We start from the raw sequence: 15740 nt of genomic DNA, 5'->3' as shown, positions 1-15740 counted from the left end.
CCCCCGCGTTGCTATTGGCGGTCTACGCCCAAGGTCGCTATGACAGGGCGTGGGTGACTGGTCTAGAATTCAAGCAAGCGTTTGAATTTTGGCCGGTGCTGCGTTGGAGGGTGCCGCCGTCGATCAGGAGAGAGACCATGGCCTTTTACCGGGCACCGTTGACCGATATGCGTTTCGTCCTCAACGAGGTAATGCAGGCTCCTACGCTGTGGGCTGCCATGCCGGCCACCGCCGAGTTCGGTGCCGAGCTCGCCGACGCCATCCTCGAGGAGGGCGCCAAGGTGACCGAGGCCGAGCTGTTCCCGCTCAACCAGAGCGGCGACGCCGAGGGCTGCCATCTCAAGGACGGCGAGGTCACCACGCCTGCCGGCTTCAAGGCGGCCTGCAAGACCCTCGCCGAGGGCGGCTGGCTGGGGCTCGGCGGCAATCCCGACTACGACGGCCAGGGCCTGCCCAAGATGCTCACCGTGGCCTTCGAGGAGATGCTCTACGCCACCAACGCCAGCTTCGCGCTCTACCCGGCACTCAACAACGGCGCCACCCTGCTGCTCGACCAGTACGCGCCGGAGGCCATCAAGCAGGCCTACCTGCCACCCATGCACCGCGGCGAGTGGCTGGGCACCATGTGCCTCACCGAGCCGCACTGCGGCACCGACCTGGGGCTGATCAAGACCCGTGCCGAGCCGCTCGGCGATGACCGCTACGCGATCACCGGCAGCAAGATCTGGATCACCGGCGGCGAGCACGACATGGTCGACAATATCGTCCACCTGGTGCTGGCCAAGCTGCCCGACGCACCCGCCGGCTCCCGCGGCATCTCGGTGTTCCTGGTGCCCAAGGTCAAGGTCAATGCCGACGGCACCCTCGGCGAGCGCAACGCGCTGAGCTGCGGCGGCCTCGAGCACAAGATGGGCATCAAGGGCAGCGCCACCTGCGTGATGAACTTCGACGGCGCCGAGGGCATCCTGATCGGCGCGCCCCACCAGGGCCTGGCGACCATGTTCACCATGATGAACTACGAGCGGCTGTCGATCGGCATCCAGGGGCTGGGTCTCGGCGAAGTGGCCTATCAGAGCGCCATGGATTTCGCCCGCGAGCGCCTGCAGAGCCGTGCCCCGAGCGGCCCGGCGGCCCCGGACAAGCCCGCGGACCCCATTTTGGTGCATCCCGATGTGCGTCGCATGGCGCTCAATACCCGCGCCTGGAACGAGGGCGGCCGGGCCTTCGCCGCCTTCGTCGGCAGCCAGCTCGACTGCGTCAAGTTTCACCCCGATGCCGCGGCGCGTGAGCAGGCCGCCGACCTGGTGGCGCTGCTGACCCCGGTGGCCAAGGCGTTTCTCACCGACCGCGGCTTCGCCGCCACCGTCGAGGCGCAGCAGCTCTACGGCGGCAACGGCTACTGCGTGGAGTGGGGCGCCGAGCAGTACGTGCGCGACGCACGCATCGCGATGATCTACGAGGGCACCAACGGTATCCAGGCCATGGATCTGGTGGGGCGCAAGCTGTTCCGCAATCGCGGCGCCTACGTCGAGCGCTTCGCCGAGGCGATGCGCGCCGACCTGGCCGGCGACGCCAGCGATTCCCTGGCGCCGTTCCAGCGCGCCTGTGAGCAGGAGCTGGCACGCCTCGAGGCGGTCACCGACGAGCTGCTGGCAAGGGCCGACGGCCACCCCGAGGAGCTCGGCGCCGCCGCCCACGACTACCTGCAGCTGTTCGGCCACGTCACCTACGCCTGGATGTGGTGGAAGATGGCCCGCGCCGCCGAGCGTGGTCTCCACCAGGATGGCCCGGCCGGCGCTGCTTTCTACCAAGCCAAGCTGACGGTGGGGCGCCACTTCATTGCGCGGATGCTGCCTCACACCCTGGCGCTGGAACAGCAGATCCGCGCCGGTGCCGAGCCGCTGATGGCCCTCGACGAGTCGGCCTTCTATCCCTTGTAAGCGATGGCCTTCTCGCGACTATGACCGTGCCGCCCTCAGGGCGGCATTTTTTTGCACCGCTTGGGTGCGCAGCGATTCCCTGTTATGGCGCATCAAGGGGGTGCAGCGAAGAAGAGATGCACGGCAATGGTGCGCACTAAGGGTTTGCGGGATCGGTTATTTGTATGTAGGTGATTGAAAAGGAACGCAAAAAACCGTCCAGTGCGCGGTTGGCATAACCCTTGCGATAGCTTCCTTGCGACAGCCGCGCCGAATCGCCGGACGTTGGCTGATGTGTCGCTGGACACCACGCCGCGGTAGTGGGCCAGGCCCCTCCACAGGCGCATAACAACCAGGTTCCGCAAGGAGAATCTCGTGAACGCACCCAAGGCATCCTTTACTCCCCGTCGTCTCATCGCCGCCATGCTGGCCGCCGGTACCCTGACCGGTGCCGGCCAGGCGCTGGCCGACGATCCGATCAAGGTCGGTATCCTTCACTCGCTGTCGGGCACCATGGCGATCAGCGAGACGGTGCTCAAGGACACCGTCGAGATGCTCATCGAGCAGCAGAACGCGCAGGGCGGCCTGCTGGGTCGCGAGCTCGAGGCAGTGGTGGTCGATCCGGCCTCCAACTGGCCGCTGTTCGCCGAGCGCGCTCGCGAACTGCTCGAGCAGCACGAAGTCGACGTGGTCTTCGGCAACTGGACGTCGGTGTCGCGCAAGGCGGTGCTGCCGGTGTTCGAGGAGCTCAACGGCCTGCTGTTCTATCCGGTGCAGTATGAAGGCGAGGAGTCCTCCGAGAACGTCTTCTACACCGGTGCCGCGCCCAACCAGCAGGCAATTCCGGCGGTGGAGTACCTGATCAACGAAGTGGGTATCGAACGCTTCGCGCTGATCGGCACCGACTACGTCTATCCGCGCACCACCAATCGCATCCTCGAAGCCTTCCTCAAGGAAGAGCACGGCGTGGCCGACGAGGACATCATGATCGAGTACACCCCCTTCGGGCACTCCGACTGGCAGAACATCGTCAGCGAGATTCGCCGCTTCGGCGAAGAGGGCAAGCCCACCGCGGTGGTTTCGACCATCAACGGCGATGCCAACGTGCCGTTCTACCGTGAGCTGGGCAACCAGGGCATCGACGCCGCCGATATTCCGGTCATCGCCTTCTCGGTGGGTGAGCAGGAGCTGTCCGGCATCGACACCGGCCCGCTGGTCGGCCACCTGGCCGCCTGGAACTACTTCATGAGCGTCGACACCGATGAGAACTACGACTTCATCGATGCCTGGATCGACTACACCGGCGACGAAGAGGCCGTCACCAACGATCCCATGGAAGCCCACTACATCGGCTTCAACATGTGGGCCGAGGCGGTGCGCAAGGCTGGCACCACCGATCCGGATGCCATCAAGGACGCGATCATCGGCGTGGCGGTGCCCAACCTCACAGGCGGCTATGCGGCGATGATGCCCAACCACCATATCACCAAGCCGGTGCTGATCGGCGAGGTCCAGGACAACGGCCAGTTCGACATCGTCTGGCAGACCCCGTCCACCGTGGCCGGCGACGCCTGGTCCGACTTCCTGCCGGGTTCGCGTGACCTGATGGCCGACTGGCAGGCGCCGATGCGCTGCGGCAACTACAACGTGGCCACCGGCTCCTGCGGCGGCAGCACCGCGGCCGAAGAAGCCGAAGAAGCCCTCGCCGAAGAGTGATAGCACCCTGGCCCCGCCGCCCAGCGGTGGGGCGCACGCCCGCTTGACCCATTTCGTTACTCTCTATCGCAAAGGAAGAACCCATGAGGAGTCTCCTTTTATTCTGGCTGCTGGCGCTGCTGGTCATGCCGTTGACCGCGCACGCCCAGACGTCGGCTGACGACGAGGCGGCCATCGAACTGCTGGAGGCGCTCGACGTCGACAGCTTTCCCGCCAAGGGCGAGGCCATCGACGCCATCGTCGCCAGTGACGACGAGCGCGCGCGGGGCTGGCTGCAGGCGCTGCTCGACGGCCGCCTGCAGCGCGCCGATGACGGCCGCTTCGTGATCGTGCTCGACAACAGCGGGCGCGACTGGCCGGTCGAAGACGCCCTGAGCGGCGAGGACCTGGGCGAGATGTCGCGCCGCGACCTCGACCGCATCGGCATCAACAATGCGCTACGCAATCAGCTGCGCAGCGTCATCGCGGTGGTCGACCTCTACTCGCCCAATCTCGAACAGCGCCGCACCTCGGCGGAGCGGTTGCTCGGCGAGGTGGATGAGGAGCTCGCCGAGCCCATCGAAGCGCTGATCGAAGAGGAGGAGGATGCGCGAGTCCGCCAGCGCCTGACCCTGGCGCTGGCCATTCACCGCCTCGATCAGGGCGACATCCTGGCCATCGAACATCTCGACGGCAGCCTGCATCCGCGGGTGCGGGTGGCGCTCAACCAGGCCACCAACAGCGACGACGAAGAGATCGCCGCGGCCGCCGCCACGGCGCTCGGCAACATCGAGCAGAACCTGCGCCTCAATCGCGCCGCCGAGACGCTCTACTTCGGCCTCTCGATGGGCTCGGTGCTGGTACTGGCGGCGATTGGCCTGGCCATCACCTTCGGGGTAATGGGGGTGATCAACATGGCCCACGGCGAGCTGATCATGCTCGGCGCCTATACCACCTGGGCGATGCAGCAGCTGATTCCCGGGCAGCCGGGGCTGGCACTGATTCTGTCGATACCCGCGGGCTTCATGGTCGCGGCCCTGGCCGGCATCGCCATCGAGCGCGGCGTGATCCAGTTCCTCAAGGGACGCCCGCTGGAGACGCTGCTGGCGACCTTCGGTGTCAGCCTGATTCTCCAGCAGCTGGTGCGCACCGCGATTTCTCCCCAGAACCGCACCGTGGTATCCCCGGAGTGGTTGAGCGGCTCGCTGGTGGTCAACGACGCCCTGTCGCTGACCCTCAATCGCATGTACGTGATCGGCTTCGCCCTGGTGGTATTCGCCGCGCTGATGCTGGTGATGCGCCGCACCCGGCTCGGCCTTGAGGTGCGCGCGGTGACCCAGAACCGTGCCATGGCGCGTTCCATGGGTATCCGCGCCACCCGCGTCGATATCCTCACCTTCGGCCTGGGGTCCGGCGTTGCCGGTCTCGCTGGGGTGGCGCTGTCGCAGCTCACCAATGTCGGCCCCAACCTGGGCCAGAACTACATCATCGACTCCTTCATGGTGGTGGTGTTCGGCGGGGTGGGTAACCTCTGGGGCACCCTGGTCGCCGGCCTCTCGCTGGGCGTGATCAATCAGGTACTGGAGCCCTGGGCGGGCGCCGTGCTGGCCAAGATCATCGTACTGGTGTTCATCATCCTGTTCATTCAGAAGCGCCCCCGCGGACTCTTTCCGCAAAAGGGCCGCGCGGCGGAGGGCTGATCGCGATGTGGTTAACGCAACCGTTCAATGAGCGTTCGACCCAGCTGTTCATCGGCGTGCTGCTGGCCGCCATGACCCTGGTCACGCTGCTGCATGTGGTGGTGCCGGCAGGGCATCCGCTCTACGTCAACGCCTACACCGTCAACCTGTTCGGCAAGTACCTCAGCTATGCACTGCTGGCCGTGGCGGTGGACCTGGTGTGGGGCTATCTGGGCATTCTCAGCCTCGGCCACGGCGCCTTCTTCGCCATCGGCGGTTACGCCATGGGCATGTATCTGATGCGCCAGATCGGCGACCGCGGCACCTACGGTGACCCGGTGCTCCCCGACTTCATGGTATTCCTGAGCTGGGAGTCGCTACCCTGGTACTGGCTGGGCTTCGACATGGCCTGGTTCGCCTTCCTGATGGTGCTGCTGGCCCCCGGCGCGCTGGCGCTGGTGTTCGGCTTCCTGGCGTTCCGCTCGCGGGTCACCGGGGTCTATCTGTCGATCATCACCCAGGCGCTGACCTTCGCCCTGATGCTGGCCTTCTATCGCAACGAGATGGGCTTTGGCGGCAGCGACGGCCTCACCGACTTTCGCGATATCCTGGGCTTCAACCTGCGCAGTAACGAAACCCGACTGGGCCTGTTCCTGGCCACCGGGGTAGCGCTGGGTGCCGGCTACCTGCTGTGTCGCGCCATCGTCGACAGCAAGCTGGGCCGGGTCTGCGTGGCGACTCGCGACGCCGAGGCGCGCACCCGCTTTCTCGGCTACCGGGTCGAGCGTTTCCAGCTGTTCGTGTTCGTGGTCTCGGCGATGCTCGCCGGGCTTGCCGGCGCGCTCTATGTGCCCCAGGTGGGTATCATCAACCCCAGCGAGTTCTCGCCGATCTTCTCCATCGAGATCGTGCTGTGGGTCGCGCTGGGCGGTCGTGCGACTCTTTACGGCGCGGTGATCGGGGCGATCCTGGTCAACTACGCCAAGACGGTGTTCACCGGCGTGATGCCCGACGCCTGGCTGTTCGCGCTGGGCGCGATGTTCGTGCTGGTCACGGTGTTCCTGCCCAAGGGCGTGGCCGGCTTGCTCGCCTACCGACTCAAGCGGCGGCGCGACGCTGACAGCGCCGCTCCCGGCCAGGAGGTGCCCTCATGAGCCTGATCAAATCCCTAGCCCAGCGTGACCGCGTGTTCGACTTCATGGCGCCCGCCGAATCGCCGGTGGACGTGCGTCACGGGCCAATCCTCTACATGGAGGACGTCACGGTGAGCTTCGACGGCTTCAAGGCCATCAATGATCTCAACCTGACCGTCGACGACGGCGAACTGCGCTGCATCATCGGCCCCAACGGCGCCGGTAAGACCACCATGATGGATATCATCACCGGCAAGACCCGGCCCGATCAGGGCAAGGTGTGGTTTGGTGCCCGCCACAACCTGCTGACCATGAACGAACCAGAGATCGCCGCGCTGGGGATTGGCCGCAAGTTCCAGAAGCCCACGGTGTTCGAGGCGCTGTCGGTATTCGAGAACCTGGAACTGGCCATGACCGCCGACAAGCGGGTGCTGCCGACCCTGATCGCGCGCCTGGACGGACCCGCTCGGGATCGCATCGACGAGGTGCTGGAGATGACCGGCCTCGCCGAGCTGCGCTGGCGCCCGGCGGGTATCCTCTCCCACGGCCAGAAGCAGTGGCTGGAGATCGGCATGCTGCTGATGCAGCGGCCGCGGCTGCTGCTGGTCGACGAGCCGGTGGCGGGCATGACCGAGCAGGAGATGGAGCGCACCGCCGAGCTGCTCACCGGGCTCGCGGGAAAACAGTCCGTGGTCGTCGTTGAGCACGATATGGGCTTCGTGCGCTCGATTGCGCGCAAGGTCACGGTGCTGCACCAGGGCAGCGTGCTGGCCGAGGGCAGCATGGACCAGGTGCAGAATGACCCGCGGGTGATCGAGGTCTACCTCGGTGAAAGCGAGGAGGCCGCCTGATGCTCAAGGTCGACAAGCTCAATCACTACTACGGCGAGAGCCACACCCTGTGGGACCTGAGCCTCGAGGTGCCGGCCGGTGAGTGCACCTGCGTGATGGGCCGCAACGGGGTGGGCAAGACTACCCTGCTCAAGTGCGTGATGGGCGAGGAGCGAGTGGCCGACGGCAGCTTGCGCTTCGCCGATGACATCGAGCTGACCCGCAAGCGGATCGAGGAGCGCTCGCGGCTGGGCATCGGCTACGTGCCCCAGGGACGGCAGATCTTTCCGCTGCTGACCGTCGAGGAGAACCTGCGCACCGGCCTCGCCGCGCGCAGCGACGGCAAGCGCAGCATTCCCGAGCGTATCTACGAACTATTCCCGGTGCTCAAGGAGATGCGCCACCGCCGCGGCGGCGATCTCTCCGGCGGCCAGCAGCAGCAGCTGGCCATCGGCCGGGCGCTGGTCATCGAGCCGAGGATGCTGATCCTGGACGAGCCGGGGGAGGGCATCCAGCCCAATATCGTCACCCAGATCGGCGAGGTGATCCGCAAGCTGATCGACGAGGATGGCCTGACCGTGCTGCTGGTGGAGCAGAAACTGCCATTCGCCCGCAAGTACGCCGACCGCTTCGTGATCATGGACCGCGGCCGTGAGGTAGCCATGGGGCCCATCGCCGAGCTCTCCGACGAGCTGATCAAGCAGCACCTGACGGTGTAGGCACTACAGCGCCCAGCGCCCAGCGCCCAGCGCCAAGCGCCAGCGAAGGACGCCCGCCGTGGTCACGCCGCGGCGGGCTTTGCCCTTTATTGGTGCGCGGCCGAGTGTGATGCGCCACTCGGGTGCATGAATCTACCGATTCGGCGCCTGTATGGTGCATGAAAGCCCCAGGATGGGCTTTTGTATACGCTGTAACTGGTTGATTTATAGTGCTGGTAATGGTCATTCACCAAAATGGTACGCGACTTGCTACGTACTGTGTATCGCTCACCACTTTGACGGAATTCGCTTCATGACGGCCATCCCGCACGCCCTGCCAACGGCTCCCGACTCGGGGCATCGCTTCGATGCCGAGCGTCACTGGGCGGCCTCGCTGGCGTTGGGCTTCGAGCGCCGCGACCGGGTCACCCGCATGGTGCAGGCCCGCCATCAAGGGCCGCTACGCGTACAGCGGCCCTTCTATCCGGAAGGTCGTGAGGGGGCCTGTCACGTTTATCTGCTGCACCCTCCCGGCGGCTTGGTCAGCGGCGATGCGTTGAGCATCTCAGCCTCGCTAGCGCCCGGCAGCCATGCGCTGCTCACCACACCGGCGGCCAACAAGCTCTACAAGGCCGACAGCCAAGGGGTGGCCTGGTGCCAGCAGACCCGGCTCAGCGTCGCCGACGGCGCCAGCCTCGAGTGGCTACCCCAGGAGACCATTGCCTTCGACGGCTCGCGGGGTGTGCAGCAGACCGAGATCGCGCTGCACGGCGACGCACGCTGCCTGGGCTGGGAGGTATTGGCACTGGGCCGGCCAGCCAGCCGCTTGCCGTATGTCTCCGGGCGTATCGACCAGCGCTTTAGACTGACCCTGGACGGCAAACCGCTGTGGCTGGAGCGCCAGCCGCTGGATCCACAGCACCGGCGCTTTCGCGGCCGCTGGGGGCAGGGAGGAGCCAGCGTGCAGGCCACGCTGTGGGCGGTAGGGCTCAGCCATAGCGACGCCACGGCGGCCATCGAGACGCTGCGGGTGTCGCTGCCCGACAGCAACCGGTGGGCGGTGACCCTGCGCCACGGTGTGCTGCTGCTGCGCTACCTGGGCACCGAGCGTAATGAGGCCTGGGCGATCTGCCAGCAGGCCTGGGAACTGCTCAGACCTGTGCTGCTGAGGCGCGAGGCGCATACGCCACGCATCTGGCTGACATGATGGTGCAGTCAACATCATCGCGACTGAAGTCGCTCCCACAAGGGAGCAGAGCCGCGGCCCAATGTAGGAGCGGTTTCAACCGCGATGCAGCGCGCAGCGCTGCCGACAAACATCGACCAGATACGAGGAGCGCGCTATGGAACTGACCCCGAGAGACAAGGACAAGCTGCTGCTGTTCTCTGCCGCACAGCTTGCCGAGCGCCGCCGCGCCCGCGGCCTCAAGCTCAACTATCCGGAAGCGGTGGCGCTGATCAGCTTCGAGATCATGGAGGGCGCCCGCGACGGGCGCAGCGTGGCCGACCTGATGAGCTATGGCCGTGAAATCCTCGGCCGTGACGACGTCATGGAGGGTGTGGCCGAGATGGTCGACGAAGTGCAGGTGGAAGCCACCTTCCCCGACGGCACCAAGCTGGTCACGGTTCATTCGCCGATAGTGTAAGGAGGCCGCCCCATGATTCCCGGTGAGTATCAATTGCAGGATGGTGAGATCGCGCTCTGCGAAGGGCGCGAACGTATCACCGTCGAGGTCGCCAACACCGGCGACCGGCCGATTCAGATCGGCTCCCACTACCACTTCGCCGAGGCCAACCCGGCGCTGGTCTTCGATCGCAACACGACGCGCGGCTATCGCCTCGACGTGGCCGCCGGCACGGCGATCCGCTTCGAGCCTGGGCAGACCCGCGAGGTAACGCTGATTCCCTACGCCGGCACGCGGCATATCTACGGCTTCCGCGGCGACGTCATGGGCGCGCTGCTCTCTACCGCGCCCGAAGCCGCGCGAAAGGCGCAGAAACCAGCTACCGCGCCCGAAGCCGCGCGGAAGGCGCAGAAACCAGACCAAGGAGGCCAGTCATGAAGATCTCGAGACAGGCCTACGCCGACATGTACGGCCCCACCGTGGGCGACAGGGTGCGCCTGGGCGACACCGAGCTGTGGATCGAGGTGGAAAAGGACGCCACCCACTACGGCGACGAGGTCAAGTTCGGCGGCGGCAAGGTGATCCGCGACGGCATGGGCCAGAGCCAGCGTGCCGACGATGCGGTGATGGACACCGTGATCACCAACGCCCTGATCCTCGACTGGTGGGGCATCGTCAAGGCCGATGTCGGCCTCAAGGAGGGTCGCATTGCGGCCATCGGCAAGGCCGGTAACCCCGACACCCAGCCCGACGTGGAGATCGTCATCGGCCCGGGCACCGAAGTCATCGCCGGTGAGGGCAAGATCCTGACCGCCGGCGGCATCGATGCGCATATCCACTTCATCTGCCCCCAGCAGATCGAAGAGGCGCTGATGAGCGGCATCACCACCATGCTCGGCGGCGGCACCGGGCCGGCCACCGGCTCCAATGCCACCACCTGCACCCCGGGTGCCTGGCATATCGGCAAGATGCTGCAGTCGGTCGACGACATGCCGATGAACATCGGCTGGCTGGGCAAGGGCAATGCCAGCCTGCCGGAGGCACTGGAGGCACAGCTCGAGGCCGGCGCCATGGGCCTCAAGCTGCACGAGGACTGGGGCACCACGCCGGCCTCCATCGACAACTGCCTGAGCGTGGCGGATAAGTACGACGTGCAGGTGGCGATCCACACCGACACCCTCAACGAGTCGGGCTTCGTCGAGGACACCCTGGCCGCCTTCAAGGAGCGTGGCATCCACACCTACCACACCGAGGGTGCCGGCGGCGGCCACGCGCCGGATATCCTCACCGCCTGCTCCAAGGCCTACGTGCTGCCGTCGTCGACCAACCCGACCCGGCCCTACACGGTCAACACCATCGACGAGCATCTCGACATGCTGATGGTGTGCCACCACCTCGACCCCAATATTCCCGAGGACGTGGCCTTCGCCGATTCGCGCATCCGCCGCGAGACCATTGCCGCCGAGGACATCCTCCACGACCTGGGCGTGATCTCCATGATCGCCTCCGACTCCCAGGCCATGGGCCGGGTCGGCGAGGTGGTGTGTCGTACCTGGCAGACCGCCCACAAGATGAAGGTGCAGCGCGGCCTGCTGCCCGAGGATGAGACGCTGGGCGCCGACAACTTCCGCGCCAAGCGCTATATCGCCAAGTACACCATCAACCCGGCGATCACCCACGGCATCAGTCATGAAGTGGGCTCGGTGGAGGTCGGCAAGCTCGCCGACCTGGTGCTGTGGAAGCCCGCCTTCTTCGGTACCAAGCCGGCGCTGCTGATCAAGGGCGGCATGATCGCCGCGGCGCCCATGGGCGATCCCAACGCTTCGATTCCCACGCCGCAGCCGGTGCACTATCGCCACATGTTCGGCTCGCTGGGGCGTGCCGCCAGCAAGACCCGGCTCAGCTTCGTCAGCCAGGCGGCCATCGACGCTGGCATCAAGGCGCGGCTGGGGCTCAACAGCGCGCTTGCTGCGTGCAAGAACGTGCGCGGGGTGCGCAAGGGCGACATGAAGCTCAACGACGCCTGCCCCGAGCTGACGGTCGACCCCCAGACCTACGAGGTGCGCTGCGACGGCGAGCTGCTGACCTGCGAGCCAGCCACCGAGCTGCCGCTGGCCCAGCGCTATCATTTGTTCTGATGCCTTCGAGGATGGCGCCATGCTCGGAACCCCGTGCTCGCCACACCACGCGCCCGAAACCCTGGCATCCCGGTCGGCCCCCTGCGGTCGGAAAGACGGCACATCCCTGTGCCGGCTTTCCTCGATCTTCTTCCCTGAAGATCGACCGCGTGGTCTCGACCGTACTGCCAGCGGTCGCGCAAGGTGGCTCGACGGGGCCGACCTGTCGCCAGTTGGGCTCCGAACCTGAATTCAACGAGACGTAACCAATGCTGAAACTGACCGAACGCCTGGGCCCCATCGAGCATGGCCAGGCCAGCGACACCCTGACGCTGCCCTTCGAGCCGCGGACCAAGGGCCGGCTCAAGGCGGTGAGCGATAGCGGCCGCGAACTGGGCCTGTTCCTCGACCGCGGCCCGGTGCTGCGCTCAGGCGATGGCCTGCGCGCCGAGAGCGGTGAGGTGATCCGCATCGAGGCCGCCGACGAGCCGGTGGTCACCGCTCGGGTCGCCGCCGGTCTGCCGCTGGCGCGGCTTGCCTACCATCTCGGCAATCGCCACGTGCAGCTGGCGCTGGGCAGCGACGATGCTCGGCCCGACCAGGGCTGGGTGCGCTTCCCGCCAGATCACGTGCTCGAGGAGCTGGCCGAGCTGCTGGGGGCGACCCTCGAGCACCACCAAGGCCCCTTCGACCCCGAGCCCGGCGCCTACCAGCAGACCGGCGGGCACTCGCATGGCCATTCACATGGTCATTCACATGGCCACTCACATGAACATGGCCACGACCATGATCACTCCCATGCCCACTGAGTCGCCGGCACAGGGCGGCGACCTGGCGCTGCTGGGTTTGCTGCAGCTGGTCAGCCCGGCGCTGCCGATCGGCGCCTTCGCCTGGTCCCAGGGCCTGGAGAGTGCCTTCGAGCTGGGCTGGGTGAGCGACGAGGCGAGCCTCGGTGAATGGCTCGAAGGGGTGCTCGACGACGGCCTGGCGCACTGCGAGCTGCCGGCCCTGGCGCGCCTCTACTCGGCCTGGCAGCAGGACGACGGCGATTCCGTGGCCGAGTGGGATGCCTGGCTCGCCGCTAACCGCGAGACCGCCGAGCTGGCCGCCGAAGACAGCCGCCTTGGCGCCTCGCTGGCGCGGCTGCTGGGCAGCCTCGAGCTGTTACCTCAACAGGGGCTGCTGCCCGCCGGTGCCGGCTACGTCACGCTGTTTGCCTGGACGGCCCGGACGCGCGGGGTGACCCAGCGCCAGGCGCTGCTGGGCTTCGCCTGGGCGTGGCTCGAGAATCAGCTGGCAGTGGCCTGCAAGGCCCTGCCGTTGGGGCACACCGCCGCCCAGCGGCTGGTCGAACGGCTGCGCCCGGCGCTGGTCGAGGCCGTGGATCTGGCGCTTGGGCTGGAGGATGATGAGCTTGGCCCGGCGCTGCCCGGCCTGGCGCTGGCCAGTGCCTTGCATGAAACGCAGTATTCGCGACTATTCAGAAGCTAGGAGACGATCCATGACCCATTGTTTACGCGTTGGCGTCGGCGGCCCGGTGGGCTCCGGCAAGACCGCGCTGCTCAAGCAGCTGTGCCTGGCGCTGCGTGACCACTACGATATTGCCGTGGTCACCAACGACATCTATACCCGCGAAGATGCCGACTTCCTGCTCAAGCACGATGCCCTGCCGGCGGATCGCATTCTCGGGGTGGAAACCGGCGGCTGCCCGCATACCGCCATCCGCGAGGATGCCTCCATGAACCTGGCGGCCATCGACGACCTGCAGGCGCGCCATCCCGGCCTGGAGCTGGTGCTGGTGGAGTCCGGCGGCGATAACCTGTCGGCGACCTTCAGCCCCGAGCTCTCCGATCTCACCCTCTATGTGATCGACGTCTCGGCCGGCGACAAGATTCCGCGCAAGGGCGGGCCCGGCATCACCAAGTCGGATCTGCTGATCATCAACAAGATCGATATCGCCGAACAGGTGCATGCCTCCCTCGAGGTCATGGAGCGGGACTCGAAGAAGATGCGCGGGGAGCGGCCGTTCGTGTTCACCAACCTCTACGACGGGGTGGGGCTCGAGGAGATCATTCGCTTCATTCTCGACCGTGGCATGTTGCCGGAGCGGCGTGATCAGGCGGGAGCGGCTGCAGGCTAAAAAAGAGTGCCCTGATCGGCCATTGGCCGATCAGGGCAACGCAGGGGTGTGAGCGGCATCCTGGCCGCAACGGGTCGTCCTTGACCCCACACACTCACAGTGGACTCCTAGATTTGCTGTTACCTTAACCCAAGTTATGCAATGCAAATTCGTTGCATCTTTTATGCTAACTATTTGCTAGCTAAGTAATCTGTCGCGCCGAAATAGCAGTCACGGCCTTGCCGCTTGGCTTGATAGAGGCGTTCGTCGGCGCGTCTGACCAGCTCCTGAGGGGTGCGGTCGCGCTCATCGAGGCTGGCGACCCCGAGGCTCAGGCTATAGCGGATGGTACCGGCGTCGCTGGCTACCCGATGATGGCGGTTGGCCTGCCAGATACGCTCGGCGACCTTCATTGCCTCGGTGTGAGCGGTGTCCGGCAGCAGCACCACGAACTCCTCGCCGCCATAGCGGGCAAAGTGGTCCTCGATGCGCAGTTGCTGCTGGGTGACCCGGGTGATCTCTACCAGCACCCGGTCGCCGGCCAGGTGGCCATGGCTGTCATTGATCTGCTTGAAATGATCGACGTCGAACATGATCAGCGTCAGCGGCTTTTTGTGGCGCCGGGCATGGGCGACGCACTGCTGCAGGTGTTCGTCGAACAGCCGACGATTGTCGATACCCGTCAGGCCGTCCTTTTCGGCCAGTTCGCGAAGGGCCTCCTCCGCCTTGAGACGCTGCGTCACCTCGTGGCGTAGCTGGCGGTTGATCATCAGCAGGTAGCTGGCCAGTGCGATAACCAGCAGCAGCAGGGCACCGCCGCCGAGCGCCAGATGCATCAGCCGCTGCAGATTCGCGCCATCGTGGTTGGCCGGTGGCTGGTAGAGAAAGCCCTCCAGCTGGTAGCGCTCGATCATGTCGAGTTCCAGATACACCTCGGCGATCGCTTGCCAGCGCGTCGGGTTGATATGGCCGATCTCGATCAACTCCGGTTGCATCAGGCCGCGAAGCTTCTCGGCCTCATGGCGCAGGAAGTGAATGTCGTAGAGTGCATTGCGCGTCGGGTAGTACTGGGTGATCAACTCGGCCACCTCCTCGACATTGTCCAGCGCATAGGCCCAGCCGCGCAGGGCGGCATCGCGAAACGCCTCGACTCGTTCGGGCCGGTCATCGATCAGCGCCTCGCGGGTGAACAGCAGGTCGCCGTAGAAGTCGATGCCGTAGGAAGCCGGCGTGATCGTGACCGGTTGTGCACCGAACCCCTCGAGGAAGTAGGGGGCATCGGTGAGGTAGCCGGGCATCAACTGGGTGGTGCCGTCGAGCAGGTCGTCGAGCCTCCAGCTCGGTGCGTGATTGTTGAGTTGCGCCAGATCGACCCCGGCGCGATGGAAGCTGGCCAGGGTCTCGGCGCTGAGTCGCGCGTCGACGTCGGGTAGGGTGACGCTGATCGGCCGTTCGCCGATCTCTTCCAGGCGCGTGAAGCCGAACTCCTCCAGGGTCAGAAATACCAGCGGCGAGCGCTGCATGATGTTGGCGAGTACCACCACCGGCAGGCCCTGGCTGCGGTAGAGCAGCAGGTCGGAGCGCGACACGCCGAAGTCGGCACGACCGAATACCACATCCTCCACCGGGTCGATGGGGCGGCCGTAATCGTCGTGGCCACCATGGCGTATCTCGACCTCGAAGCCGGCATCCCGAAAGTAACCCTGGTGCTTGGCGGCGTAGTAGCCGGCGGACTGGAACTGGTGATACCAGGCCAGCTGCAGGGTGACACGCTCGAGCTCATGCTCATTCGCCGCGGTCAAGGGAGCGGTGATCAGTAGCGCACTGAACAGCAGCCACCGCAGCGGCGAGCGGTGGCCCAGCAGGGTTGGCATGGGCGCATCCGAAGGGAAACTGTCGTCGATCAGAGACTAGTCCAACAACGG

Annotated in this window: 14 protein-coding genes; 13 read left to right on the top strand and 1 reads right to left on the bottom strand. The window is 65.9% G+C overall.

Annotated features, from left to right (window positions below):
- The first annotated feature begins 137 nt into the window (after positions 1–137).
- From BWR19_11330 to BWR19_11270, 13 genes are all read left to right on the top strand, one after another.
- The gene (locus BWR19_11330; protein ID APX93476.1) at positions 138–1940 is read left to right on the top strand and encodes an acyl-CoA dehydrogenase; all 1803 of its coding nucleotides are present in this window, start codon (positions 138–140) and stop codon (positions 1938–1940) included.
- Between the two features lie 324 nt (positions 1941–2264).
- Positions 2265–3635, top strand: a complete 1371-nt coding sequence (locus tag BWR19_11325) for an urea ABC transporter substrate-binding protein (protein ID APX93475.1) — start codon at positions 2265–2267, stop codon at positions 3633–3635.
- Between the two features lie 83 nt (positions 3636–3718).
- Entirely contained in the window at positions 3719–5314 is a 1596-nt protein-coding gene (locus BWR19_11320) for an urea ABC transporter permease subunit UrtB (GenBank protein APX93474.1), read from the top strand.
- A 5-nt stretch (positions 5315–5319) separates the two neighbouring features.
- Complete coding sequence (locus BWR19_11315; protein APX93473.1) at positions 5320–6447, top strand: urea ABC transporter permease subunit UrtC; 1128 nt, start codon at positions 5320–5322, stop codon at positions 6445–6447.
- Positions 6444–7277 carry an urea ABC transporter ATP-binding protein UrtD gene (locus BWR19_11310; GenBank protein APX93472.1) on the top strand — a complete coding sequence of 278 codons (834 nt, stop codon included), beginning with the start codon at positions 6444–6446 and terminating at the stop codon, positions 7275–7277. The genes BWR19_11315 and BWR19_11310 overlap by 4 nt, the downstream gene beginning before the upstream one ends.
- Entirely contained in the window at positions 7277–7975 is a 699-nt protein-coding gene (locus BWR19_11305; protein APX93471.1) for an urea ABC transporter ATP-binding subunit UrtE, read from the top strand. Before BWR19_11310 ends, BWR19_11305 begins: the two co-directional genes overlap by 1 nt.
- 292 nt (positions 7976–8267) lie before the next feature.
- Positions 8268–9161, top strand: a complete 894-nt coding sequence (locus tag BWR19_11300; protein ID APX93470.1) for an urease accessory protein — start codon at positions 8268–8270, stop codon at positions 9159–9161.
- A 136-nt stretch (positions 9162–9297) separates the two neighbouring features.
- Positions 9298–9600, top strand: a complete 303-nt coding sequence (locus tag BWR19_11295) for an urease subunit gamma (protein ID APX93469.1) — start codon at positions 9298–9300, stop codon at positions 9598–9600.
- 12 nt (positions 9601–9612) lie between these two features.
- Positions 9613–10017 carry an urease subunit beta gene (locus BWR19_11290; GenBank protein ID APX93468.1) on the top strand — a complete coding sequence of 135 codons (405 nt, stop codon included), beginning with the start codon at positions 9613–9615 and terminating at the stop codon, positions 10015–10017.
- A complete protein-coding gene (locus BWR19_11285; protein APX93467.1) occupies positions 10014–11717 on the top strand; it encodes an urease subunit alpha in 1704 nt (567 codons plus the stop codon). Before BWR19_11290 ends, BWR19_11285 begins: the two co-directional genes overlap by 4 nt.
- 248 nt (positions 11718–11965) lie before the next feature.
- Positions 11966–12505: an urease accessory protein UreE gene (locus BWR19_11280; GenBank protein ID APX93466.1), complete on the top strand. Its 540-nt coding sequence runs from the start codon at positions 11966–11968 to the stop codon at positions 12503–12505.
- On the top strand, positions 12495–13187 hold the full coding sequence (locus tag BWR19_11275; protein ID APX93465.1) for an urease accessory protein UreF: 693 nt from the start codon (positions 12495–12497) through the stop codon (positions 13185–13187). The genes BWR19_11280 and BWR19_11275 overlap by 11 nt, the downstream gene beginning before the upstream one ends.
- 10 nt (positions 13188–13197) lie before the next feature.
- Positions 13198–13836, top strand: coding sequence for an urease accessory protein UreG (locus tag BWR19_11270; protein APX93464.1), 639 nt, complete (start codon positions 13198–13200; stop codon positions 13834–13836).
- A gap of 170 nt (positions 13837–14006) precedes the next feature.
- On the opposite strand, the gene BWR19_11265 is transcribed toward BWR19_11270, so the two are convergent.
- Positions 14007–15689 (bottom strand): hypothetical protein, encoded by a 1683-nt coding sequence (locus BWR19_11265; protein APX93463.1) that lies wholly within the window; start codon positions 15687–15689, stop codon positions 14007–14009.
- Positions 15690–15740 lie beyond the last annotated feature (51 nt).

It is taken from the genome of Halomonas sp. 1513, assembly GCA_001971685.1.
GTDB lineage: Bacteria > Pseudomonadota > Gammaproteobacteria > Pseudomonadales > Halomonadaceae > Franzmannia.
Note: the sequence above shows the minus strand (reverse complement) of the source record. Positions and strands in the feature narration are given on the sequence as shown.

Coding starts and splice junctions, on each gene's coding strand:
- BWR19_11330 (APX93476.1), top strand. CDS start 138: ATGGCCTTTTACCGGGCACCGTTGACCGATATGCGTTTCGTCCTCAAC.
- BWR19_11320 (APX93474.1), top strand. CDS start 3,719: ATGAGGAGTCTCCTTTTATTCTGGCTGCTGGCGCTGCTGGTCATGCCG.
- BWR19_11315 (APX93473.1), top strand. CDS start 5,320: ATGTGGTTAACGCAACCGTTCAATGAGCGTTCGACCCAGCTGTTCATC.
- BWR19_11310 (APX93472.1), top strand. CDS start 6,444: ATGAGCCTGATCAAATCCCTAGCCCAGCGTGACCGCGTGTTCGACTTC.
- BWR19_11305 (APX93471.1), top strand. CDS start 7,277: ATGCTCAAGGTCGACAAGCTCAATCACTACTACGGCGAGAGCCACACC.
- BWR19_11300 (APX93470.1), top strand. CDS start 8,268: ATGACGGCCATCCCGCACGCCCTGCCAACGGCTCCCGACTCGGGGCAT.
- BWR19_11295 (APX93469.1), top strand. CDS start 9,298: ATGGAACTGACCCCGAGAGACAAGGACAAGCTGCTGCTGTTCTCTGCC.
- BWR19_11290 (APX93468.1), top strand. CDS start 9,613: ATGATTCCCGGTGAGTATCAATTGCAGGATGGTGAGATCGCGCTCTGC.
- BWR19_11285 (APX93467.1), top strand. CDS start 10,014: ATGAAGATCTCGAGACAGGCCTACGCCGACATGTACGGCCCCACCGTG.
- BWR19_11280 (APX93466.1), top strand. CDS start 11,966: ATGCTGAAACTGACCGAACGCCTGGGCCCCATCGAGCATGGCCAGGCC.
- BWR19_11275 (APX93465.1), top strand. CDS start 12,495: ATGCCCACTGAGTCGCCGGCACAGGGCGGCGACCTGGCGCTGCTGGGT.
- BWR19_11270 (APX93464.1), top strand. CDS start 13,198: ATGACCCATTGTTTACGCGTTGGCGTCGGCGGCCCGGTGGGCTCCGGC.
- BWR19_11265 (APX93463.1), bottom strand. CDS start 15,689: ATGCCAACCCTGCTGGGCCACCGCTCGCCGCTGCGGTGGCTGCTGTTC.